The following is a 22,948-nucleotide window of genomic DNA, read 5'->3' as shown; positions in this document are numbered from 1 at the left end:
CACAGGTATCTACGTCGTGATTGATGGGCGACGTCGTCGAGACGCGCCAAGGAAACCTCAAGGCCTTCGTTGAAAAGCTGTAGACCGGCCTGATTTTGTAAGGTACCTAGCTAATATGCTAGGTACCGAACAAATGGAATTGCGTATGAGAAAACCAACCCGGCAGGCTGACGCCTTGGGAGCATGGGCCAAGCGGTGTTATTTCGCCGGAAGGGCCGTGATGGACGCGACTCTGCGGCCCTACGATCTGGGCTCCACCCAATGGTACGTCCTGCACCGCCTCGCGAACGAAGGGCCAACTAAGCAGCGAGATCTTGTGAGGATACTCCAGATCGAGAGAGCAACGTTGAGCGGGATCGTGGCGACGCTGCTGCGAAAGCAGCTCGTGGAGCAGACACCAGACGCCGGTGACCAGCGCCAGAAACTCCTCCGACTGACGCCAACGGGTGACAAGCTTTGGAGGGAGTTACCGGACCTTACCTTTATCCGACGTGCCGCCTTTGGCGATCTCGACAGCTCCGACATCGCAACGGCTGTTCGGGTGCTTCAAGCCGCAACAGAGAGGCTTGAGACCATTGCAGCAAGCAAAGGAGTCCGCAAATGACGATCTTGATAACCGGAGCAACCGGTCTGGTGGGAGAGCGCCTCGTCCCGCGCCTTGTGGCGGCTGGAGAAGCCTGCCGTGTCCTTCTTCGCGGCGACGCTCGTGCTGCAGACGGAGTTTCCGCAGTAAATGGCGACCTGCTGGATCGCACGTCCCTTGCCAAAGCGGTCGACGGTGTCTCGGCGATCTTACATCTAGCCGCAACCTTTCGTACGCCAGATACCGATTTGATTTGGAGGGTCAACCTTGAGGGAACGCAGAACCTGATCGCGGCCGCAAAGACATATGCTCCCGGCGCGCGTTTCATTATGGCAAGCACCGGCCACGTTTACGGCACCGACACGCCTCATCCCGGACGCGAAGACGATGTTTCCAACCCACAGCACGCTTACCCGGCAAGCAAGCTCGCAGCAGAAAAGGCCTTGCAGGAGAGCGGGCTCAATTGGACTATTCAGCGTTTCGCTTTCGTGTACGGTGATGGAGATGGACACCTGGAGGCGCTGCCGAAGCACGCAGCCGACGCGTCCTTTCACCCTGCCATGAGAATGAGCATGGTTCATCACCGTGACATTGCGACCGCGATGAAGCTGGCGTTGACTGGTGCCATGGACCGCCGCGTGGTCAACATCGCGGACGACGCGCCCACCTCGCTCTACGAGCTCGCCGGCCTGGTCAATGCGCCCATCTCAGGGTCGGCAGAAGCTCTGGCGACACCTTGGCGCCTCCACATGGATACCACCCTCGCTCGCCAGCTTGGCTTTCAGGCCTCTATCCGAACGGTGCACCAAGCCCTCGCGGAAAAGCTGCTATAGCGTGAGTTGACGTTGCAGGCCGTAGCGAATCTTCGCTTACCCGCATGGAGCGGACTGGTCCCGCATCTCGACCGGCACCTCTGCCACGTACTTTTGGATGGTCTCTGGCGTAAGTCGGAAATGCTCGTGGGATCGAGCCGCGATGAGCCTTCGCATAACCCATCGCGCGAAGCGCTCGGGGCGTAACCGCCCTTCGAAGCTCGCGTATCCGACCCGGTCGCTCGACTGAGAGCCGCGAGCGCCGCCGGCAACATTAGACCGGCGTTGGCGAAATAAGCTTGAAGAAATGCGATCCGCGCGACCTCTAGATCGAGGGCATACGGCATGTCGTCCATGACGTCACCTGCGGCGAACATAAATAGGCCACGCAGGAGGAGAGAACAAACTACGTCGTATCGCATCAGCAGTGCTCATTTAATCTTCAGGCACTATCAACGACAATCGACGCTGGTTTTGGGCCGGGATATTTCCTTTTATTTCGATCACGCTGGCCGATAGCAAGCTGCAATGGGGCCGGCTTAGGCAACTTGAGCGACAGCCGTCGGCCGCGCCTCACGCTCTCCCGCGACACTCGATGCTCGGCAATTCTGAGAGAACCACGCTTCCCGTTTCGCAACTGGAAGAGAGATGATCTGTCGGAGCCCCGTCGGGGATATGTTCTCGATCTGTAGTTTTCCGGCTGACCTTTCTATAATTTCTTTGGCTATTGCCAGTCCCAAGCCTGCGCCAGGCACATGTTGTCTGCGCGCGCAATCAACCCGAAAGAATGGCTCAAAAACACTAGCCATAAGCGTTTCAGGGATTCCGGTGCCGTTATCCTCGATAAAAATAGCGCAATACGAGCCGACGACGTCGACCCGAACCCTCGCGCCCTCGCCATGGGTCGCTGCATTGATGATGAGATTCCGCAAAGCACGCACGAGCGCCAGCGGTGCGACCGACACTTTTGCAGTGTCTGACGGGACCCATTCGACTGCATATTTCAGAGCGGACAAATCGTCGCAAACTCGCTTTACAGCCTCGTCGATTTTAATTGTCTCACGCGGGTCCGCGGAGATTTCTTCTCGAACGAGCTGAATAGCGCTATCTGCGATGCGATCCATCTCTTCCAGGTCGCTCAGCCACTCGGCCCTGTCATTCTCCGGCAGGAATTCGGCGCGCAACCTCATCCTAGTCATCGGCGTCCGCAGATCATGGCTGGCTCCTGCAACAAGCCGCATCCTGCTCTCCACCGCAGCTCTGAGGCTTGCACCGAGTTTGTTTAGCGCCCTCGCGGTCGCTCTGACCTCATCAGGCCCTTCTTCGGGGATATCTTCGAAGGCGCCCCTCGCATTCAGATTGGTGGCTAAACGTTCCAAAATGCTCAGCTTGCGGGTGATATGGTGAGCGGCAACGAGAGCGACAGCCGTCGTACCGATTGTGATGATCGCCATCCACGCGAGCGCGGCATACCAAACAACCGACGGCGGACCATGAGCGGGACCAGGGAACACCAGCCAACCGGGACCCAGATTGATCGATACGGTTGGTTTACTGGTGCCTTCCTGCTGGCTCACCACAACATCGTAACTGATACTTTCTTGAGAAAAAGCTGCCTTCAAGGACGCCGACGCTCCCTGGAGGACCTGCCCCCTTCCCGGCATCGGCGACAGACGAAGTTCGCTTTCAGGCTCGGCCCGCGCGAGGGAAGGCGCGATCATGTGCACCCGATCGATGACGGCCTCGGCAAATTTCTTTTCACCGATCGCGCATAAGGAATAGTGGATAAGGAGCGTCGAAAAACCGACGACACACGCGATCGACAGGATCAACGTCATGGCCATACGGGCGCGCAACGTATTCATTGATTTTCATCCACAGCATCAACTCGCGCAGCGAACATATATCCGCCGTTCCGGATCGTTTTGATCATCCGAAAGTCCTCGCCATCGCCCAGCTTCTTTCGTATGCGGCTCATCAGGACGTCAATGGAGCGGTCGAACACGTCGTCCTGTCCTCGGTTCGTGATCTCGAGCAGCTTGTCACGGGATAGAAGCAAGCCAGGCCGCATCGCCAGCGCGTGAAGCAGATCGAACTCCGCCTCTGTCAGGTCGAGCGGAGTTCCCGTCTCGTCGAGCAGCAGCCGATTGCCCGGTTGTAGAGTAAACCGGCCGAACCGGCTATCACGCGCCTGAGACAGTCGGCGAGCCTGTTCACCCTGCCGCCACAGAACAGCGCGAATCCGTGCCAGGAGCTCGCGTGGATTGAATGGCTTGCCGAGATAGTCGTCGGCGCCGATCTCAAGCCCGATGATGCGGTCCACATCCTCTTTGAGTGCAGTCAGGAGAATGACGGGAATTTGAACGTCCAGCCGTCTCAGATCCCTGCATATGTCAAGTCCGGACCCGTCGGGCAGCATGACATCGAGAACGATCAAGCTTATCTCGTAGACGCCTAAGGCGTCATCCATCGCTTTACGATCCGACGCCAGTGAGACCCGAAAGTCCTGTTCGAGGAGATACCGCCCCAGCAGCTTTCGTATCGCTAAATCATCATCGACTATAAGAATGTGCGGCTTTCGCAACATGGGCTTTTCCAGCTTCGGCGATTAGCTACAAATGGCAGACGTACAATGTCGTAGGTGCGGCCATTTCCTTTTGTGGACCGATCGGCAATCGATGGTGGTATGCGGCGTCTGCAAGATTTCGCCAAGCGTTTGTGCCTGAGGTTATGCGACCCGTCGCACCGTTATCGTCCCTAGAGAGAGCGGGACTTCGATCCGCGTCGGCAATCGCAGCCCGCCCACCCTCTCGGTCTTGGGAAATGCAATCACCGCGATCGTGGGCCGGTCATTGCCGGATGGCTTATGACCTGCAATCGGCTGGTGTACCGCTCTGCATTCGATCTCGTCAGCTTTTGTACTGCCCGCGATGATGTTCACATCAAAGCGACTGGAGCCGGTAAAAACCTGGGTAACGCCGGCGCATGGGCCGTCGCTCCGGGACATGCGTAAGAGCTGCGAGATCAAGGCGCTCATCGGATCTATCACGTTCTTGCGGTGTAAGGCGTCCAGCGGGACGAGCCCGCGCTTCTCGGATTCTGACAGAGCCGGATCGATGATGACGGCGGCGGTCCGATCAGGAGAAAAATTGACGGTCACCGTCCGATCGATCGTTCCCTCGGTCCGAAGGCGCCCGCAGCGTCAAGAGAAAGCCCATCGGACGATGCCTCGAAACGCGCCGAGAACCCCAGCAATGACACGTCGCCTTTTAGAGTCACGGTGTAAGCGCCGGCCATCACGTCACCGCTCAGGTGCGCGGACCCGATCGATATGCCCGTAAGTCTGATCTGATACCTTGCGTTGAACGTCTCCGCTTGCGTCGGGGCGGACTGACCGGTGAGGGCGAACGCGGTCAGCCAAAAAACCGCAAGACCGGAGAACGGCATCGGCCTGCACTTGTTCGAAATCCTGCGCGAGTTCATCATGCCCCCAAGGTGCGCTACTACAAATAAGCGATTGAATCAGGACGGCGATCGGACGCGGAAAGCATCCCTCGACCGTGCCATTCTTGCCGCAATGAAGGCAGCTTTTGGATACGAATGTCTCTCAATTTTGCTGAAGCGCCTGCGTCGGCGTGCCCAGCGTGGCCAAGCGGATGGCCTCAAACGTTGCCGAACACGCCGAATGTCCGCATCAAGACGTATATCGCCGCGCCCGCTGTCGTCTGGGGAACATCTCCCGCCGAGTCCGTATGATGATTGGCCGGGCCAAAAAACCCGGCTCAGGCTCAAACGTCGCTTCCATCAAAGCGACAAACTGTCTCAGTTCGTCGATCGGGACATTGCGCAGCGCCCCGCTAAGATGGTCGAGCATTTCCGGAGAAAGCGACAGACGGCCGTCTTCGTTCGGCATGGGAACCCCTTTCAAGAATTGACCATTTGATTGGGTGGCAGGTTGAATGCGCCGGCTCCCTGGCAAGGTCCGGCCCGCGGCCGGCGTAAGCCGATGCCGGGCGACAAGAGCCGAATTTTTCGATCAGCGTTTGGCAGGCGACGACTTCGAGGCCGTGCCCGAGGGTGCCGCTGGCGCCTTCTGCAGCACCATGGTTTGCCCCATCGCCGGCGCGCCCAAATAGCCACGCAGATGAAGCTTGCCGTCGGCAATCTCGGCTTTTCCGCTATAGGTTCGGCCGGACGACCCGTCATACAGGCTTCCGCCCGTCCATTCTCCGTTTTGATACACGAGGCCGGTTACCATCGTAATTCCCTGGAGGGAGCGCGATCGAAACGCCGGATCCGGGTTGAGGATGTCCTTCTTGAACGTGACGCCATCGCTTTCGACGATGCGGTTTCCCCAGAGGATACGCGCGTTGTATTCGGCGCCAGCCTTGAAGAATTCAAGTTTAACCGTCTCGGACTGCCAGGTCCCCAGGATGTCGTCGGGCTGAGCCGCTTGCGCAAAGCTTGCCGGCACCCCCAGGATAAGGGCGGTTACGATCGCAGCCGCAGAGAAGGTCTTCCAGATCATGAGTGCCTTTCCTTCCGTATGGGCGTGGCTATGCATTGGGCATTCCACAAGGGGACTACGTGGGTATTGCTGGCGATGTTGAGTGCGCGGCTCTCTAAAACGGCGGGTCGCCTGGCGCGCAGAAGGTGTTGCGACCGTCATACGATCGAGCGCGGGGCTTGCTGAAACACGATCTCCGCCTGCTTCGCCCGGCCTTCATCCCGCAGCAGGACGTCATATTGCAACCGGATGTCGGCGTGCGAGGAGTGCAAGTCCAACGCCCGACGGCTGCATTGGAGCGCCAGATGTTCGTGCAGTGCACCTTGGTAAGCGCACCCGAGCTTACGCCAAAGCCAGCAGTCATCAGGCTGCATCGATACCGCTGCGAGAAAGACGTCGACGGCTAGCTCATAATTCTCGGCACGCAGACACATCGCTCCAAATTCGCGGAGTGCCGTGGACAAGCCGCCTGTGCGCAGCTGGAGCGTCAGGAATATCGGATACTCCTTGCCCCACTCAGAAACTTTGCCGATGACATCTCGCAGCTTCATCAACGAAACGTCCTGATCGCCACAAGCGATCTTTGAAGCCTGATCGGCCAGGATCGATTTTTCGGGCTGATTCATCACATCGCCTCCAATCGTTGATCGAGGTATGGGAGCGCCCGGCTCTTCCCCATGGCACGCGGCAGGCGGACCGCCCTGCGGGTGAGCCTGTAGACCGCGGCCGGGGGGACGTTCAGCATTGCCCGATCAACGAGGGTTGCCTTCAAGCCAAGGCGATCGAGGATGGGGCGGCGGACCGGGCATCTCACTCCATATGTGAACTGATAGAACGCTCCTCCCTCTCGCAGCACCGAGAACGCGCTATCGAGAATTGCGATGACCTTCCGCGGCGACATATTGAGAAGCGGCAATCCGCTGACGACCGCTCCGACATCTTTCGCCGCGAAAAGACCGGACGACCCAATCCGCGCGGCATCCATCCAGAGCACGCGCGCGCCCGGGAAACGCAGCTGCAGCGTTTTAATGAACTCGGACCCGTATTCGACGAGGCTAAGGTCAGCGGGGCGGACGCCCCGGTTCAGCAGCTTGTAAGTGAACGTTCCGGTACCAGGCCCAAGTTCGACGACAGGCCCCGTCGCCGATCCGATTTCTCTCGTGATCAGTTCGGCAAGCGCGTCGCCTGAGGGTGCTATTGCGCCAACCCGACCAGGGGCTGCCAGCCACGCGAGGAAGAACGATAGAAGATCATGTGACATCATGTGATCCTGTATTGGTTCTGATCGCCGGGGCTTCATGATACGAATGGCAGGCTTGTTGTAGGTTCGCCTGTCAGGACCAGCAGGGCGTTTGCAACCGCGGGCGCGATCGGGGGCACTCCCGGTTCGCCAACGCCCGATGGATCCCGTCGTGACGGGACGATGTGCGTTTCCACGACCGGCGCATCAGGGTGTCGCAGGACTTCGTATGTATCGAAATTGTTCTGGGCAGGCGTTCCGCCGTCGCCCAGCGTAATCTTGCCACACAGAGCAGCGCTCAAGCCGAAGCAGATGCCGCCCTCCATCTGTGCAGCGATCTGATCCGGAACCACGGCGATTCCGCAATCCACGGCACACACAACCCGGCGGACGCGTGGGCGTCCGTCGAGAATAGCGACTTCGGCGACTTGAGCGACGACGGTGCCGAACGCCTCATGGACAGCCAACCCTCGCGCCCAGCCATCCTGCATCGAGTGGCCCCAACCAGCGCGTTCGCACACCAGCTCCAGGGCGGCGAGCCGCCTTTCGTCCCCTGCTTTGCGGTAGATCGCACGGCGGTACTCGGCCGGGTCGACTCCCCCCATATGGGCGAGTTGATCGATCGTATGCTCCAGGACCATCGCTGTGTGGGAGTTGCCAACCGATCGCCAGAAACCGACAGGCACGCCAACGGTCGGCGTGAAGACGCGGCAATCCGCAACGCTGCAACCCGTGACATAGGAAGACGTTTCAATGCCTTCCACTTCGGTCGAGTTAGGACCGATTGGCAACAAGGATTGAGCGATCGTGTGGTGACGCCACGCGGCGGGAAGGCCGTCGGCGTCCCGGTTGATCCAGAGCCTGTGATGCGCCATCGGGCGGTAGAAGCCGCTGATTGTGTCGTCTTCACGCGTCCAGACAAGCTTGACAGGCTTTCCCCCACCGACGTGGCGGGCAATCCGCACGCATTCCACGATATAGTCGGAGGAGAAAAGCCCGCGGCGACCAAATGAACCGCCAGTAGGGAGCGTCTCGATCTGCACCGAGCCCGGGAGTGTAATGGCTGCGAGAGCTGTGTTTATCTGGTCGATCGTCTGGAGCTGCGAGGCGACTGTCAACTTGACTTGGCGGCCATCGACCTGCGCGACGCAGTTCATCGGCTCCATGGGCGCATGTGCAAGATACGGAAAATCGTAACTCGCCTGAAATTCGGCCTCATTGAACGCCTTCGCCGGATCGCCCTTGGAGAAATAAGACCTGCCGCTATCATTGGTTTTAAGCTCTCCGATCTGCTGGAAGAGCTGTCGGAGCTCGACCGACGACCGCTTCTCGACGGCTTCTTCGTCCCAGCTGACCGATAGTGCGTCCCTGCCCTTCCGCGCCGACCAAGTGTCCTGCGCGACGACCGCGACACCGCTCGGGACTGCAAATACATCCACGACGCCCTTGATGCTTCGCGCCGCGGCGGCATCGAAGTCGCGCATCTTGGCGCCAAACCGAGGCGGATGCGCCACCATCGCGACAAGCATACCCGGGAGTTGAACGTCCTGCGTATAGATCGGCCCGCCGGTCACCTTCGAAACGCCGTCCTTGCGTCCGATCCGCCGCGAACCCACGAGCTCGAATTTGTCAGGAGATTTGAGGAGCGGAGCCGCTGGCGCCTGCTGCTTCGCCGCGAGCGTGAGTAGACTGCCGAAGCTCTCCTGAAGTTTCGACGCGGTATCGATGACCATTCCGTTCCGAACGGTGATCGTACCAGCCTGCACGCCCCATTTCTGGGCCGCGGCCTGCACGAACATCTCGCGCGCGGCCGCACCCGCAGTCCGCAGCCGATGCCAGGCACCAGCGATCGCGCTGGATCCGGCAGTTACCTGCATGCCCATGGCACCGTTCTTGTACACGGCCGTGTTTGCCGGGGCGGCTACGACCCTGATCTTGCCCCAGTCTGCGTCGAGTTCTTCCGCGACGATGGCGGCAATGCCTGCATGCACGCCCTGCCCCATCTCCTGAAAGGCGTTGACCACGGTGACCCAGCCATCGGCGTCAATCCTGATGAAAGGGCCGAAAGGGCTTGCGGCCGGCTGTTCGGCGCCGATGCTGAGGGCGCCAGCTGCGACGGAGCCAAAATTCATGGCGGTGTAACCTATGATCAGAGCACCTCCAACGAGGCTGCCTCCGAGCACCAATTTGCGCCGCGTAAGACTGAGTGGTCCGGCCTTCCCATTGCGCGACTTCATCACACCGCCCCCGCTGCTTCTTTGATTGCCGCTTTGATCCGCTGGTAGGTGCCGCAGCGGCAGATATTGCCGGCCATCGCGAGTTCGATGTCCTCTTCAGTCGGCTTTGGATTTGCCGCAAGCAAAGCCGCGGCCTGCATGATCTGCCCGGACTGGCAATATCCGCATTGGGCGACCTGGAGTTTGAGCCACGCGACCTGGAGCGGGTGATCTCCGCCCAAACCTTCAATCCTGGTGATTTGGGAACCTTGGGCGTCCGCAACCGACATCGAGCAGGAGCGGACGGCGTGACCATCCACAAGAACAGTACAGGCGCCGCATTGAGCGATGCCGCACCCGTACTTGGTGCCCGGTAGGTGAAGATGGTCGCGGATCGCCCACAGCAGGGGCATGTCGGGATCAACATCAGCCATCCGGCCTTTGCCGTTGACATTGAGCTTCATGGATACCTTCTAACTTCAGGCGGCGCTCGCATAATATCCGCACTGGGTGTAATTTTTATTCGCACTCAGTGTAGATTTTCAAGCGCTCTGTCAGTGTCATTCTGTCGCGGTGGGAGAAACCGGAGATGCACGGCCGTCACCGTGGCGATGACCGCGAGCACGCGCTTTTTCTTGGGTCTGGCGGCATTGTGATGTCCCGAATATTTCCGAGTTTGTCTTTGATCGTTCGGGACAGTGAAGTTCAGGGCCGCTTGCGCGGTGCGACCAGTTCGAGAGGACGCCGTCGGACGATCGCGATCGCATCGGCCCAGGTCGCGTTCGCCTTAGACTGACCTTACGAGCGCCTCGCCTTATCGATCGCGGAGCTATGGCCGGGACGTTCCGAAGGTAAGGCCTGCCAACCGCTCAGACACGTCAAACAGGCGCGTCGCATTCTCCTGGTTTAGCGCTTGCTGCGGGACTTTCGCGGGCGCGGTGTCGCCGCGCACCTCACCCAATCTGCTGGGCCCATAATAACCTCCAGGCTTGGCGGATGGCGAGTTGGCCGCAAACAGAACGTGTCGCGCGCCCTGAGCCGGAGATTGAGAGAGAGGCAACATCAGCTGCCGCAATACGAAGGCGACACTGACCTTGCCGGCGCCGTTTGGAATCAGATCCGTGCGCGCCAAGCCGGGATGAGCAGCGATACTCGCAAGGCCCCACCCCCCAGCAAGGCTCCTGCGCTGCAATTCGAAAGCGAACACGAGCTGCGCGAGCTTCGACTGACCATACGCCTCAAACGCCTTGTACGCCGTTTCGCTCTGCAGATCTCCAAAGTTCAGAGCTGCGCTGCGGTTTGCGATGCTGGAGACGTTCACCACTCGTGGTTCAGTTCCTCTGCGCAGCGGAGGAAGCATATGTGATGTAAGCGCAAAATGTCCGAGATAGTTGACGCCGAATTGCAGTTCAAAGCCGTCGGCGGTGACGCGGCGGCGGGGCGGCGTCATGACCGCGGCGTTGTTTATCAAGACGTCAAAGCCAGCGTAGGAGCTGTTCATACGGCGGCCGAACGCTTCGATAGAGAGCAAGCTGGCAAGATCGACTTTCTCGAACGCAACAGTTGCCCGCGCCACCTGGTCCTGGATTTTCCGGACCGCGCGCCCCCTTCTCTACATCCCGCCCTGCGATAACCACCTGCCAGCCCATCCTCGACAGGGCGAGCGCGGTCTCGAACCCCAGTCCGCCGGTTCCCGTGACCACCGCCCGGCGCGAGTGTTTCGATTCGCCTGCCTCGACGCTCATATGACCTCATTGCATAAGATTACACTCTGTGTAACAATTAATATTACACTCAGTGCAGAATTACAAGCGGGGCCGCCGGAAGCGCGATGATTAAAAACGACACCAAAGAGACCGGCCTGCGCGAGCGGAAACGTCTTGAAACGATGGCTCGCATTGCCGAGACCGGCCTCCGATTGTTCATTACGAAGGGATATGAGAGCACGACGCTAGAGGAAATCGCTGAAGAAGCAGGCATCTCACGGCGAACATTCTTTTATTATTTCAAGTCTAAAGAAGACATCATCCTGGTCTGGCAAAGCAACTTTACGGATCTTATCCGCGCGGCTGTGATCGCGGAGCCGACCGGCCAAAAACCAATCGAAGCGGTCAAAAACGCCCTGGTAAGTCTGACCAGCAAGTATCATTCGGATCAAAGCATCGTGCTTGATCGGGTGATCCGCTCAAGCGCTGCTCTGATGGCTGCGAGCCATGCGAAGTATATCGCTCAAGAACAGGCGATATTCGAGGCGCTCTGTACAAAATGGCCTCAGGCCAAGCTTCGAAAGTCGTTGAGAATCGTCGCAATGGTGACGGTCGGCGCGTTTCGTCTCGCAGTTGAAGCTTGGAGCAACGACGGCGGGAAGCGTCCCCCTTCCGCTTATCTCCGAGAGACGTTTGCCAGCCTTGAGAACTCGCTCTAAAGCGCAGGTCAGACTTTTCGGCGATCTTGGGCTGACCTCTACCGGGCGCCGCATCGCAACTCGAAATGCTCGGCCATCACTTGCGCCCTGTCGTCTCGTGGTCTGGTCGGCTACCGGGTTTTCGCTGCTGACCGCGTGCACCGACAAGGAGATCCGCAGCCTGTGCACGCGCACCAACGCGGAAGCCGCCCTCGACATATCGCGCATCGACATCAATCAGGTGCTCGAGAACGTCGAGCGCACGCGCCGTGACGGNTTCTTCTTCTCGGCGGGTCTGGTCACCCCTGGCGCCGGGTCGATTGCCGTGCCGTTACCCGAGGGTATCGACGGATGGAACCGCGCGCTTGCCGTCGCGGTATCGGGTCCTTTCCACGATATCACGCGGCGACGGACGGAGATCGTCGCGCTGCTCAACGATGTCGTGCAGCGCTATCTTCGTCCGTCGTCCTCGACCTAGACGGCGCCGGCGGTTGCCGGTCGGTCGACGAGCAGCGGTTTCCGGCGTGGACTGACGATAGGGCTATAGCCGGGAATGCCTGCCTAACACACTCGTTGTCAGGTATTGGAGGGGTGAGACACGAAAGACTGCAGCAAAGAAGTTCGCCAATGGCGCTGGCACGAGTGGCGAGAGGCGTAGTCCGAGCAAAGTCAGCCAAATCTTGACAGCGGAGTAGTGATCTAAGCGAGCGCTGAGACGTTGCTGAATCTGCTTCCGGTAAAACAAAAACGCGCTCAAACCGCCAAAGGTACTGCCGAGCAACACCGTTGCACCTCCGGCGAATCCATCCATGTAAAAGCCTGCCGCCAGGTAAACCACTCCGCAAACGGGCGCTGGATGAACCGCTGGGCGCCCCACGCCGTCAGGATCAAAGCAAGCAGGGCGCTCATGACAATTCGTACCTCGCGCAGGCGCCGTCGAGACATCGCACGCGCCGTCGACCCCTGGCCGTTGCTCACCAGTTCGCATCCAATCCAAGCAGCCCCAGAATGTTGCTCGGTAACTCCGCCAGCTTGGGATCGCCGCGATGCCTGGGGAAGGGACGATCGACCGTCACGTCGGCCTTGATACGCGCGGGGCGATCGCTGAATACGATGACGCGGTTCGCCATGAAGACCGCCTCTTCAACATCGTGCGTCACCATCAGCGCGGTGAAGCCGCTGCGCTGCCAGAGCCTGGCGATTTCCGCCTGCATGGAGATGCGTGTCAGCGAATCGAGCTTGCCGAGCGGCTCATCCAGAATAAGTATTCTGGGCTTGTTCACCAGCGCTCGTGCCAGCGCGACGCGCTGGGCCATTCCTCCCGAAAGCTGATGCGGGTAGGCGTTGCGAAACGCAGAAAGTCCGACGAGGTCGAGCGCCGCATCGACGCGGGGGCGTTGGCCCTTTAAGACACCCTGGGCTTCGAGCCCGAGCGCAACGTTTTTCCAAACGGTTCGCCACGGAAACAGCGTCGGGTCCTGAAACACCACCACCCGCGAGGGGAATGGCCGTTTGATCGGACGACCATCTTCGAACAACGCGCCCGATCGCGGCGGTTCAAGCCCAGCCACCAGACGCAGCAAGGTCGATTTTCCGCATCCCGAGGGACCGAGCAGCGCGACGAATTCGTCCGGTCTTACGTTGAAGCTAACGTCATTCAGTACCGGCAGCGCGGCGCCATCGATGTCAAAGGCGTGGCTGACGCCCTCGACATTCAGCGACGCGCCGACGGCAGCCGGCCGATCAGTTTCAGCGATAGCAACCGCTACCATTTGATGACGGCTTTCTGCCAGACCAGCAGCCGGTCGCGCGTCCTGAACAGCAGAGTGATCGCGCCGGAGCACAACAACGACATCACGATCAGCGCGGCATACATGTTTGCGTAAGCGGCCCAGCCCTGCGCCCATTGCAAATACCACCCGAGCCTGGCCTTGACGCCGATCATTTCGGCAACGACCAGAACGGCAAAGGACGATCCAAGACCCATAAACAGGCCTACGAACACGTGCGGCAGCGCCGCCGGAATCGCGACCTTATCGGTCTTGCCCATAGCGATGCACTCCAGAAGCTGGTCGGTCGGTGAGCTCATATTGATGCACATGCGGTAGCCGCGTCTTTCGGCATCTTCGATCAACCGGTCACGTCGACGACCACGCGGTTGGCGAGCTTTTGGGGATCCGTACTCTGCCTGATGATCGACGCCCGTTTGAGGTCGCTCGTGATCTTGACGACTTCCCGACGCAACGCATCGCGGTCGGGATGGTGTCCATGCGTGTGGCTGCGCAGCATCGCCGCAAGGTCTGCGACCGGCACTTTCGGTGTGTATGGTGCGAAGACCTCAGCGGCGTCATCGGGGTTGGTGGCGACATGGACCGCCGCATCGTGGATGGCATTCGTCAAGGCGGCGACAGTCGCGGGATCTTTTGCCCACAGAGAAGCACGGACGCCCATTGTGCAGCAGGACAGGTTAGCGTAGTCGCCGGAAAGATTCGAGGCGATCTCCACCAGCTCGCCGTTGCTGCGTTGCTGTATTAGCCCCGCTGTCGGATCGGCGTCGGCGATCGCCTGGACTTCTCCGCGCTTTAGCGCGATCGGCAGCAGGTCCGCCGGAAACTCGCGCCATTGAATGTCGCTTTCCGGGTTGATGCCATTGTCTGACAGCAAGATCGCGAAGAAATTGCGCGGCGAGCCCGGAAATGCTGGACACGCAGATGTCCGGCCTTTTGAGTTTCGTGATATCGGTGATGCCCGATGTGTTCCCGGCGAACAGGCGCGTGCAGCGACGTTGCGCGGGTGTGAAGCGGCGCTCGATCGCGTCGATCGTGAAAGTAAACGCCAACTCCAGCGACCCGGGCCGCATCGACACGACGCAACAGCGCTGTAAGCCGACGCGACCACGGTGACGATCAAGCAAAAAATGTGCGCTCTCGGCTTATTGAAACAGTACCAAGATTGATCATTCCAATTGCACCATACCCTGTTGCGCTGGCCCCGACGCACGATGTCGTGATGCGGCACTGCGTGGTCGACATTTGGGCAGACGCGATCTGCCTGGGCTTGCAATCGCCCGAGGAACGACCCGCGCCGCGCGAGACGGAGTGAACCGCTCGACCAGCGATGTCCGCAGTGGGCGAAGTCGAAACTTTCAAGTTCGAAAGTCTGCAGCCGATCTGCGTCACCTCCGCTTTGCTATAGACTCACGATCGCGCGCTTCCGCAAGATTTGATTGTGCGAACCCGTTGAAACAGTTCGGACTGTTGTCTTCTCTCGAAGCCTCAAACCACAGTCTGAAAGGATCTAGGCGACGATGCGAAGTGCTGCTCTTCTCAGGTCACCGGAGTTGAATTACGAACAGTGGCGGGATCTGTTGCGCCCGCTCTTTGGGCTGTACACGGTAGACGATCCTAAAGTCTTTGCCGGCAGAGTTCGGTCGCGGAGCATCTTCGGATTCAATGCGTCGGAAATCAGCAACAATATTCGCCATCGTGAACGGACACACCGTTGCGAACGGACACAAAGGGATATTCGCCTTGATGGCGTTGATCACTGCTATGCCGTATTTCAGGTCGATGGGCGATCAACAATCATTCAGAATGACCAGGCCGTAGAGCTGGCGGTGGGAGATGTCGCATTCATAGATTCTAGCCGCCCAGTGACGTACATTAATGATGGCCACGAAGAGTGGCTTTCTCTGCAGTTGCCTCGCCAGTTTCTGATCTCCGCCCTCGGATTCGAGCCACGCGGTGGCATTCGTGGCCACTCGGGAACGCGTGCATCACGCCTGCTGTACCAACTCGTTCTGGACGCCGTCGACGACGAGCAACCTATGCCAACGTCGGCTGCCAACCATATGCAGTTGGCGGTTTACGATCTGCTCGGAGCAGTATTCGCGCCGGCGGCTCCAGCTCCAGGCTTTCTTCATTCGGATCGGTTGTTTAAGCGCATCTGCGATGTCATCAAGGATCGCTTTGCCGATCCAGATGTCGGTCCGTGTGAGATTGCTGCCGAGGTCGGTATTTCGCTACGTTATCTGCAAAAATTGTTCACGAACCGCGGTCGTACCTGCAGCGGCTTCATTCAATCAGTGCGCCTGGATCAAGCTGCGCGCGCTATCAAACGCGGGGGGTCGACGAAGTCGGGCCAGCCTCTGAGCGCGATAGCCTACGCGTGCGGGTACCGCGATTACACTAATTTCGCCCGTGCATTCCGCCAACGGTTCGGTCACGCACCCAGCGTTCATGTGCAGGGCGACAACATTCAACCCGTGCGTGACGTAAGGCACGAAAGGGCGCGTTAGGCCCACGACGCCGCTTGCTCAGTGGCCTAGCTTTAATGGCACGCTGCCGACAGCTGCATCGCGAGATTTGTCGCCAGCGTGAACCCGCCGGCAGATTCCATTCTGCTCAGCTCACGTCCCCGTGCGCATCATTTGTCTAGGAGTAGCAATGCAAAACATCGTTGGGCTGGTGGCGTTGATCGCCGTCGGCGCGTTATTGACCTGGTCTGGTTTCCGCACTTGGCGTGTGAAAGACCGCATCATCAAGTGGGGGGGCACAGGCCTGTTGGCGCTGCTGTCCGCTGCGGTGTTATCGATCAGCGCGCTCACGTCGCTCGGAATGATCAAGCAGCACAGCCGCTCGGCGCCCGTTCCGGACATCAAGATTGCGGCAACCCCCGAACTCGTTGCGCGTGGCAGGGATATCTCCGACGGTCTGTGTGGCGCCTGCCATTCGCACACTGGCACGCTCACCGGCGGCTACGATCTCGCCGTAGAACTCCAGGTTCCAATTGGGTCCTTCGTGGCTGCCAATCTTACTCCAGCCGGACCGTTGAAGCACTGGTCCGATGGCGAGATCTTCCGCGCCATTCGCAACGGCGTTGACGCGGAGGGTCGGTGGCTGACAATGATGTCCTACGTCAATGCCGGCCGACTGAGCGACGACGACATCAAGGCCGTGATCGCGTATATTCGTAGTGTACCAGCGGCAGGGGATCCGACCCCGGATCCGCCCGATCAGCTCAATATGCTCGGGCTCGCCATGCTTGGCGCAGGCATGCTGTCAACCGGCAAGCCGATCGTCACCGAACACGTCTCAGGGCCATTGAAAGGGCCGACCTTTGAGTTTGGCGAATACATCCTGGCGTATCAGGACTGCCGTGAGTGCCACGGCAAGAACCTGAGCGGTGGCGTGCCTGGACAGTTGGCGCCGCTCGGACCAGACCTGAATCTGGTCAAGGACTGGACGCTGGCCGGCTTCATTGCAGCCATGCGCACCGGCATCGATCCCAACGGTCATCAGATCAGCGAACAAATGCCGTGGCGTTCTGTCGGAAAAATGGATGATGACGAGTTGGCCGCGATTTATCAGTATCTGACGCATATGCCTAACTCATAATGCCGCTTGTATTTGCGAGCATCAGCACACTGCAGCGCGCCGACGGAATCTCGGCCCGCGATCGCGCGGCCGGGCGCATTCATAAGCGCCGTTCTCGACCTGCAGCGCTCTGGATCGAAGCGCTTTCGCCAGCCGGATGCTGACTTGATGATCGTTGCGGGACGTGCAGATAAAGAGAATCGCGCCGCGGCGGCATGACAGAACACCCACCTGTCTTCTCCGAATCGCTCGATAAGGCTTCCCGCAGCTGCTACTCGTGGTTGGCGAGCCCTGTTAATCGTGCATAGCCGCCAACGATGTCAGCGAGCTCTGCGGACGTGATCACGTCTTCCAGGCGGTTGAAGCCGTTCGGTGCGCGCTCGGCCACCAGGTCCAGCACACGCTCGGGCCCGCCTCTACGATTATTGCGCACGACCTCGGCAGTCTTCGGTAGTCTCTCGGCCTCATAAGCGCTGAGCGCCACCTCAGGTGCCAGTTCGGACAGGAGCTTCGCCAGGCACCGCGCATCGAGAACGGCCTGGGCTGAGCCGTTCGAGCCGGTGGGATACATGGGATGCGCCGCATCGCCCAGCAGTGTCACGCGGCCTTGGGTCCACCAGGGAAGCGGATCGCGATCGCACTCCGGGTACTCAAAAAAACGCGGCGTAGCCCGGATCAGCGCCTCGACGTCGAGAAAGGGCAACCGCAGGCGCGTCGCGAAGGGCAGCACCTCCTCAAGCTTGCCGGGGCAAGACCAGTTTTCACGCTGGGGCGGCGGTGATGCGCCATTCGCCACCTTGCCGTTCATCACCCAGTTGGTCAGCCGCGTTCCCGCCGATCCGCCCTGGGCGATCGGATAGACGGTCAGCTTGGCCATCTGGTCGGCGGCGATCAGCATGACATTGCCGCCCTCGAAGACCGGCCAATCCACTACTCCCCGCCATAGCTGACTGCCTTGCCAGCAGATGCCGCCGTCCGCCGGATGCAGCAGAGCGCGTAACGCTGAGTGGATGCCATCAGCACCTACCAGCACGTCGCCCCGCTCCTCCGCTTCGGTGCCGTCGGCCAGCGTGAAGCGTGCCGTGACGCCGTCGTTATCTTGACTGAAATCCTGCAGGCGATGGCCGTTGCGCAAACTGCCGGTTGGCAAGCGGGCCTGCGCCGTTCCCCACAGAATGCGGTGCAACTTGCCACGATGAATAGAGAGCTGGGGCATATCGTGCCCGGCCCAGAGGCCACACGCGCTAGTCCATATCTGTTGTCCGAGATGATTCAGATACCGCAGTTCGCGGGTGCGGATGGCGATATCGTCGAGGTCTCCTAACAAGCCGAGCGACATGAGCACGCGGGCGCTGTGCGGAAGGATGTTGATGCCCACGCCGAGCTCCCCGACTTCCGTAGCCGCCTCGAAGATAGCGCAAGGAACGCCCAACTGATGCAGCGACAATGCCAGCGTCAGTCCGCCGATCCCTCCTCCCGCAATAAGAACGCGCCGGCTGAGAGATCCATCCCGGCACTTGTTTTGCAGGCTGCTGGTCGATGGCTCATGATTCTTGTTCATCGGCATCGTCTTTCACCACAGAATTTGCCGAGCTGTCGCAGCTCGGCCGCCGCCGGCGTATTGCGGATGCAGCAGTTCGATTGCCGACATTGACATCCGATTTAGTCGCGGCCGGCCTCTAGGATGGCCCTCGCTATCCGGTCCGGATGTGTGAAGCATATTTCATGAGACCCCGGAATCTGGATGAGGCGGAAGAGTCCAAGCTTCTCCGAAAGTCTCGGATGCCATGGATGGCTGTGCGACCCCGCAATATCCTCGGTACAGTTAATGTAGGACTTTCCAACGTCCATGTCGGCCGGATTGGTGGATAGACGGATCTTGTCCCTGAAGGTTTGCATCGGGTGCGGATTGAGCACGTTGTAGGCTTTTTGCGCTGTCTCAAGGTCACCATCATTGATGAAAGCTTCACGAAACACAGCGAACGGCAATAGGACCGAGCCATCATTCCGTTCTGCTGCGAGCGCCTCCATCGCGGCGACATGATGTGGTAAAGTCATATCGAGGACAGACTCTCCATCGTTGGGAACGTAGGCATTCCAATAGACCAGGCGCCGGATCCGGTGTAGGACGCGATCGGCCACTCCCGTGATCACCATCCCACCGTAGCTGTGCCCGACGAGTATTGTATCCTCACTGCCGGTCTCTTCCAGATATTCGACGATGGATTCTATGGCTTCTGACAAGCCGACCGCCTTCGAGTTACCCGGTCGATTGCCTTTTATTGTAGGGGTATGGACATCATGTCCCATGGCCTGAATCAGGGAAGCCACAGTTTGGAGGGTGGCACCTGAGTGCCAGGCGCCATGTATAAGCACGTAGTTCGCCATGCAGTTTGCCTTTTCACGATCAAATACTTTTGCACGCCACACCAGTTTGATCGCATTCCGAGGAGAACTATCAACCGTTCAAGGATCGATGGTTACGGTGGATCAGCATCGACCGGTGCTACCGATCACCAAATAGGGCGACGCCTGATCTGGAACAGAACCAAGATTAGCGAATCTCGATGTACCGTTGAGCGATGGTTGCTTTGTATCTACGTTCATTCGCATTGGAATGGCCCTTCTCGAGCTTTCCGCAGAAGCTCAACTGGTTGGACGACGCGGCCACTGATGCTCCGCGTGGCGTTGGCTTTCGAGATGCAATCACCAATCGTCCTGTGACGCCATTCAGCCGCGGAAAGATGGAAGCGGAACGCCTTTGCCGCAACACGTGAGCTCAGTTTCTCCAGGTTTCGTGATAAAAGGTAAAGCCGTAGCCGCGTTCGCGATGTTTGCGGCGATATCACAATCGTTTGCCAGTGATGTTGCCGGTCAAGCCAGCGTCATCGACGGCGAGACGCTATAAATTCACCGGACACGCATACGCTATGAGGAATCGATGCGCCCGAGTCCGATCGGCTTTGCCGGACCAAAAGGTCTGACATCTCTTCAAATCCTTCATTTGGATATCGGAGACCAGATCGCCGATGTGCCGCCCCAAATCGGTGCTGCCGTGGCAAATGTGACGACGCCCCCAGGCTGGCGACGCTCGCCAAGGCCGGTCAGGTCGGTACCGTGGCGGTGTGGCCGAGCGCGCCCAACCGAACCAGACGTCTGCCAAACGAACGCGCCATGCCAGGCGCCGTGAACGAGAAACGGCACGGTGTGCAGCATTCATCGTGATCTCTACCCCAATGGCGACGTGGTCAGTGGACATGCAAGCCTCGCGGCTTGTCGGCTCGCGGCTTCAGTTTTTGGTCTTATTTCTATCAGTGTGATGCGGCCGGGCTACACATCCGCTGTTTCGCGCGGTTGGGCCGACGCTCGGTGGATGATCCGGAGATGAGCCAACTCAGCCATAACAAGCGCAACGACTATTGACGCCGAACCGACCAGACTTAGATAGTGCACGTCGATAACGAGAATGGCGATGCCGCCCAGCAAGCCTGAGCAGGCAAGCCCTGCATATAGTGCGGTGTTGTTGAGGGCCAGCAACAGGGGCGCGACGTGCGGCGCAAGCGTTACCAGCCGGTGTTGCTGCGGAACGTTCAGCCCCCAGCCGGAGATGCCCCAGATCGCGACGCTGACTAGTGCCGTCCCCATATGCGCGGAGGTCCACGGCAGAGCCGCGAAGTTGATCGCAGCGACGATAAGCGCGCCGTTGATGATCTCACGACTACCAAAACGGTCGACAAGCCTGCCTGACAGAAGATTGCCCGCGGTTGCCGCAACGCCCCAAAGAAACAGCATTCCGGCCAGAACACGGATGTCGCCCTTGGTGACGTGATCGAGCGTTAGCCCAATATAGGTGTAGACCATCAACAATCCGCCATAAGCAAACAGAGTGGTCAGCAATGTCAGAGCAATGCGGCTATCATGGAGCGGACGGAGCCTTTCACGCAGGGTGATAGGCGGAGGCGTCGGGATGGCCCGAAGCATTAGTGAGACGCCGATCATCGCTATCAGGCCAAGCCCAGCGACGGACCAGAGTGTGCCACGCCACCCGCCCAGGCCTCCAATAAACGTGCCGATCGGCGCTCCCAGTGCGGTTGCACCGGCAAGTCCCGCTGTGACGATTGCAAGGGCGCGGCCTCTTTTTTCATGCGCAACAAGCGAGGTCGCTGCGCCGAGCGCTGTGGGGGCAAACATCGCCGCGCCGAGTCCGGCCAGCGCGCGGCTGATAAGGACGGTATTGAGGTCGGTCGCAACCGCGCTAAGCGCGTTGCCGACAACAAAGATTCCGAGCGCTGACAGTAGCAAGAATTTGCGTGACCATCCGCCCGCGACAGCGGCGACGACTGGGGCCAGAACTGCGAATGACAACGCGTAAATCGACACCATTTGTCCCGCAGCACTGGCGGAAGTGTTCAGTGAGGTCGAAATGCTTGGTAATATACCAGCGACAACAAAATTGTCCGTTCCTACAGCGAACATTCCAACGGCGAGAACAAGTAGTCGACGATCCATGGTTGGCCTTCTTAGTTTGTTAGCGCCTTGGCATCCCGGCGCAGCGCCGATGCTTCTAGACGCTGCACACGTGGCAAACGGTTATGCTCGTGAGGCAGTTCAGAGCTTTGGACGGATACTCAGTGTTTCCAGTGGGAGCCCATAAAACTGTGGCACAGGCTTGCGCGCCGAAAGTTCGGTTCATCCAAAGCAACAATATCATCGTAGAAGGTGCCAAACGTGCTGTCGGGTCTATGCTTCACGCCCTGATGGAATTCCTCGATGATCTCGCGCTTGAAGTCTTTGCTGGTTGGATAGGCGGCGGTCACTGCCTCGCGTTGCTCGCTCGGGAAATGGTCGGAGCCCCGGCCCACAACATCCATTTCATCTCCTTGCTGAAGCAGGGCGATCTCGGGATGCATGTATTCCGGGATGTCCAAAGTCGTGTGAAGGGCCACAGCTGTCCAAACTTTCTGGATATCTCTTTTGGAGATACTATAGTTCTGAAGAAATTCGCGCGCGGCATTCGCGCCGTCCACTTCAAAGGGAAGCTGGCTCTCCCGATAGCTCTCGGTAAGGCCGATGTCGTGGAACATAGCTGCTGTGTAGAGAAGTTCCGGATCAAACGTTAGGCGCTTCCGCCTCCCAATCAGTGCGCCCCAAAAATAAACCCGAGTGGAATGGTAAAACAGAAGGTCGCCCTCTGCGTTGCGAATGAGCTGCGTTACTTCGCGCGCCATTTTGCTGTCGGGAATCTTTACGCCGAAAATCTTTTTAGTCATCTGCGTTCTCCTCAGGAAGCATCGAGGCTCGGCCGAGCGGCGCCTTCCGCTTTGGACAATGCTGCCACGAGAGATTGAAGCTGCATCGGAGCGGCTCAGGCCGGAGGTCATGGCGAGGAGATGCGCACGGTCCGAGCCATAAAGCAGCACCATGATTTGCAATTCTGAGTGTACCATCGCGCGATCGCCGCGCTCCCCATCGACCGCGTTTTATGGCGCGGCCGCCGCGGCTCAGCGCCGGGAATGGTTGAACAGACCTACGCGGGCTGCCTCATGCCGCCGCAGGAACCATCAACTGCATTATGCGATCACTGCCCCAGGATCCTGAGACTCTCCGTGCGAGTGTCGATCCGCGCGAACGACTTGGGTCAATGAGCGATGCACCCGCATGATAGCTCTGTATATCGAGGACGCGCCTAACCGCATTTCGCGGCGCCTGCATCGTTCGCGCGCTCGTCTCACATTGATCCCGACCCGCGACCATACCAAACGCGCGTTTACGTCGGCCTTGTCTTCAGTCCCGCGGAGACCAGACATTGGA

General features: G+C 59.3%; 24 protein-coding genes and 1 pseudogene. 6 read left to right on the top strand and 19 right to left on the bottom strand.

Going from position 1 to position 22,948, the window contains the following annotated elements; genetic code table 11:
• Window positions 1-220: 220 nt before the first annotated feature.
• Window positions 221-604, top strand: coding sequence for a MarR family winged helix-turn-helix transcriptional regulator (locus YY7_RS0125960; RefSeq protein ID WP_210164710.1), 384 nt, complete (start codon window positions 221-223; stop codon window positions 602-604).
• A complete protein-coding gene (locus YY7_RS0125955) occupies window positions 601-1,416 on the top strand; it encodes an NAD-dependent epimerase/dehydratase family protein (protein WP_028165780.1) in 816 nt (271 codons plus the stop codon). Before YY7_RS0125960 ends, YY7_RS0125955 begins: the two co-directional genes overlap by 4 nt.
• A 518-nt stretch (window positions 1,417-1,934) precedes the next feature.
• Here the strand turns inward: YY7_RS0125955 and YY7_RS52795 are convergent.
• From YY7_RS52795 to YY7_RS52780, 11 genes are all read right to left on the bottom strand, one after another.
• Entirely contained in the window at window positions 1,935-3,260 is a 1,326-nt protein-coding gene (locus YY7_RS52795) for a sensor histidine kinase (RefSeq protein WP_051396914.1), read from the bottom strand.
• On the bottom strand, window positions 3,257-3,982 hold the full coding sequence (locus YY7_RS0125945; protein WP_028165779.1) for a response regulator: 726 nt from the start codon (window positions 3,980-3,982) through the stop codon (window positions 3,257-3,259). The genes YY7_RS52795 and YY7_RS0125945 overlap by 4 nt, the downstream gene beginning before the upstream one ends.
• Window positions 3,983-4,123: 141 nt before the next feature.
• Window positions 4,124-4,555: a hypothetical protein gene (locus YY7_RS0125940; RefSeq protein ID WP_028165778.1), complete on the bottom strand. Its 432-nt coding sequence runs from the start codon at window positions 4,553-4,555 to the stop codon at window positions 4,124-4,126.
• Complete coding sequence (locus YY7_RS0125935) at window positions 4,552-4,842, bottom strand: hypothetical protein (RefSeq protein WP_155255318.1); 291 nt, start codon at window positions 4,840-4,842, stop codon at window positions 4,552-4,554. The genes YY7_RS0125940 and YY7_RS0125935 overlap by 4 nt, the downstream gene beginning before the upstream one ends.
• Before the next feature lie 247 nt (window positions 4,843-5,089).
• Window positions 5,090-5,308: a hypothetical protein gene (locus tag YY7_RS0125930; RefSeq protein ID WP_028165776.1), complete on the bottom strand. Its 219-nt coding sequence runs from the start codon at window positions 5,306-5,308 to the stop codon at window positions 5,090-5,092.
• Window positions 5,309-5,431: 123 nt separating this feature from the next.
• Window positions 5,432-5,923 (bottom strand): DUF2147 domain-containing protein, encoded by a 492-nt coding sequence (locus YY7_RS52790; protein WP_051396913.1) that lies wholly within the window; start codon window positions 5,921-5,923, stop codon window positions 5,432-5,434.
• A gap of 137 nt (window positions 5,924-6,060) precedes the next feature.
• Entirely contained in the window at window positions 6,061-6,528 is a 468-nt protein-coding gene (locus YY7_RS0125920) for a tetratricopeptide repeat protein (RefSeq protein WP_028165775.1), read from the bottom strand.
• A complete protein-coding gene (locus YY7_RS52785) occupies window positions 6,528-7,163 on the bottom strand; it encodes a class I SAM-dependent methyltransferase (protein ID WP_051396922.1) in 636 nt (211 codons plus the stop codon). The genes YY7_RS0125920 and YY7_RS52785 overlap by 1 nt, the downstream gene beginning before the upstream one ends.
• A gap of 35 nt (window positions 7,164-7,198) precedes the next feature.
• Entirely contained in the window at window positions 7,199-9,274 is a 2,076-nt protein-coding gene (locus YY7_RS0125910; RefSeq protein ID WP_245287398.1) for a xanthine dehydrogenase family protein molybdopterin-binding subunit, read from the bottom strand.
• 104 nt (window positions 9,275-9,378) lie between these two features.
• Window positions 9,379-9,822, bottom strand: a complete 444-nt coding sequence (locus YY7_RS0125905; protein ID WP_028165773.1) for a (2Fe-2S)-binding protein — start codon at window positions 9,820-9,822, stop codon at window positions 9,379-9,381.
• Window positions 9,823-10,187: 365 nt separating this feature from the next.
• A complete protein-coding gene (locus YY7_RS52780; protein ID WP_349642679.1) occupies window positions 10,188-10,934 on the bottom strand; it encodes an SDR family NAD(P)-dependent oxidoreductase in 747 nt (248 codons plus the stop codon).
• Window positions 10,935-11,189: 255 nt separating this feature from the next.
• On the opposite strand from YY7_RS52780, the gene YY7_RS0125895 reads away from it, so the two are divergent.
• On the top strand, window positions 11,190-11,783 hold the full coding sequence (locus YY7_RS0125895; RefSeq protein WP_028165772.1) for a TetR/AcrR family transcriptional regulator: 594 nt from the start codon (window positions 11,190-11,192) through the stop codon (window positions 11,781-11,783).
• A 520-nt stretch (window positions 11,784-12,303) separates the two neighbouring features.
• Here YY7_RS0125895 and YY7_RS65145 read toward each other — a convergent pair.
• The 4 genes and pseudogenes from YY7_RS65145 to YY7_RS62010 form a co-directional block, all read right to left on the bottom strand.
• Window positions 12,304-12,750: a TVP38/TMEM64 family protein gene (locus tag YY7_RS65145; RefSeq protein ID WP_080663845.1), complete on the bottom strand. Its 447-nt coding sequence runs from the start codon at window positions 12,748-12,750 to the stop codon at window positions 12,304-12,306.
• Window positions 12,737-13,534: an ABC transporter ATP-binding protein gene (locus tag YY7_RS0125880; RefSeq protein ID WP_028165771.1), complete on the bottom strand. Its 798-nt coding sequence runs from the start codon at window positions 13,532-13,534 to the stop codon at window positions 12,737-12,739. The genes YY7_RS65145 and YY7_RS0125880 overlap by 14 nt, the downstream gene beginning before the upstream one ends.
• Window positions 13,528-13,797, bottom strand: a pseudogene (locus tag YY7_RS0125875) (ABC transporter permease subunit); the annotation flags it as partial. The pseudogene YY7_RS0125875 and the gene YY7_RS0125880, both read right to left, overlap by 7 nt.
• A 95-nt stretch (window positions 13,798-13,892) precedes the next feature.
• A complete protein-coding gene (locus YY7_RS62010) occupies window positions 13,893-14,426 on the bottom strand; it encodes an ABC transporter substrate-binding protein (protein WP_051396912.1) in 534 nt (177 codons plus the stop codon).
• 32 nt (window positions 14,427-14,458) lie between these two features.
• Here YY7_RS62010 and YY7_RS62005 point away from each other — a divergent pair, with 32 nt between their 5' ends.
• From YY7_RS62005 to YY7_RS0125860, 3 genes are all read left to right on the top strand, one after another.
• A complete protein-coding gene (locus tag YY7_RS62005) occupies window positions 14,459-14,665 on the top strand; it encodes a hypothetical protein (protein WP_051396911.1) in 207 nt (68 codons plus the stop codon).
• Window positions 14,666-15,102: 437 nt separating this feature from the next.
• Window positions 15,103-16,059, top strand: a complete 957-nt coding sequence (locus YY7_RS0125865; protein WP_196237323.1) for a helix-turn-helix domain-containing protein — start codon at window positions 15,103-15,105, stop codon at window positions 16,057-16,059.
• A gap of 148 nt (window positions 16,060-16,207) precedes the next feature.
• The gene (locus tag YY7_RS0125860) at window positions 16,208-17,158 is read left to right on the top strand and encodes a c-type cytochrome (protein ID WP_028165768.1); all 951 of its coding nucleotides are present in this window, start codon (window positions 16,208-16,210) and stop codon (window positions 17,156-17,158) included.
• Between the two features lie 250 nt (window positions 17,159-17,408).
• Here the strand turns inward: YY7_RS0125860 and YY7_RS0125850 are convergent, their stop codons facing one another.
• The 4 genes from YY7_RS0125850 to YY7_RS0125830 all read right to left on the bottom strand — a co-directional run bounded on the left by YY7_RS0125850 (window position 17,409) and on the right by YY7_RS0125830 (window position 22,407).
• On the bottom strand, window positions 17,409-18,704 hold the full coding sequence (locus tag YY7_RS0125850; RefSeq protein WP_245287397.1) for a flavin-dependent oxidoreductase: 1,296 nt from the start codon (window positions 18,702-18,704) through the stop codon (window positions 17,409-17,411).
• Window positions 18,705-18,799: 95 nt separating this feature from the next.
• Entirely contained in the window at window positions 18,800-19,525 is a 726-nt protein-coding gene (locus YY7_RS0125845) for an alpha/beta hydrolase (protein ID WP_028165766.1), read from the bottom strand.
• A 942-nt stretch (window positions 19,526-20,467) separates the two neighbouring features.
• Window positions 20,468-21,646: an MFS transporter gene (locus YY7_RS52760; protein WP_035690898.1), complete on the bottom strand. Its 1,179-nt coding sequence runs from the start codon at window positions 21,644-21,646 to the stop codon at window positions 20,468-20,470.
• A gap of 119 nt (window positions 21,647-21,765) precedes the next feature.
• Complete coding sequence (locus tag YY7_RS0125830; RefSeq protein WP_028165764.1) at window positions 21,766-22,407, bottom strand: HD domain-containing protein; 642 nt, start codon at window positions 22,405-22,407, stop codon at window positions 21,766-21,768.
• Window positions 22,408-22,948: the final 541 nt, after the last annotated feature.

The sequence above is a fragment of the Bradyrhizobium elkanii WSM2783 genome (assembly GCF_000472865.1).
Lineage (GTDB): Bacteria > Pseudomonadota > Alphaproteobacteria > Rhizobiales > Xanthobacteraceae > Bradyrhizobium > Bradyrhizobium elkanii_A.
This window is presented reverse-complemented; position numbering and strand designations above follow the sequence as displayed.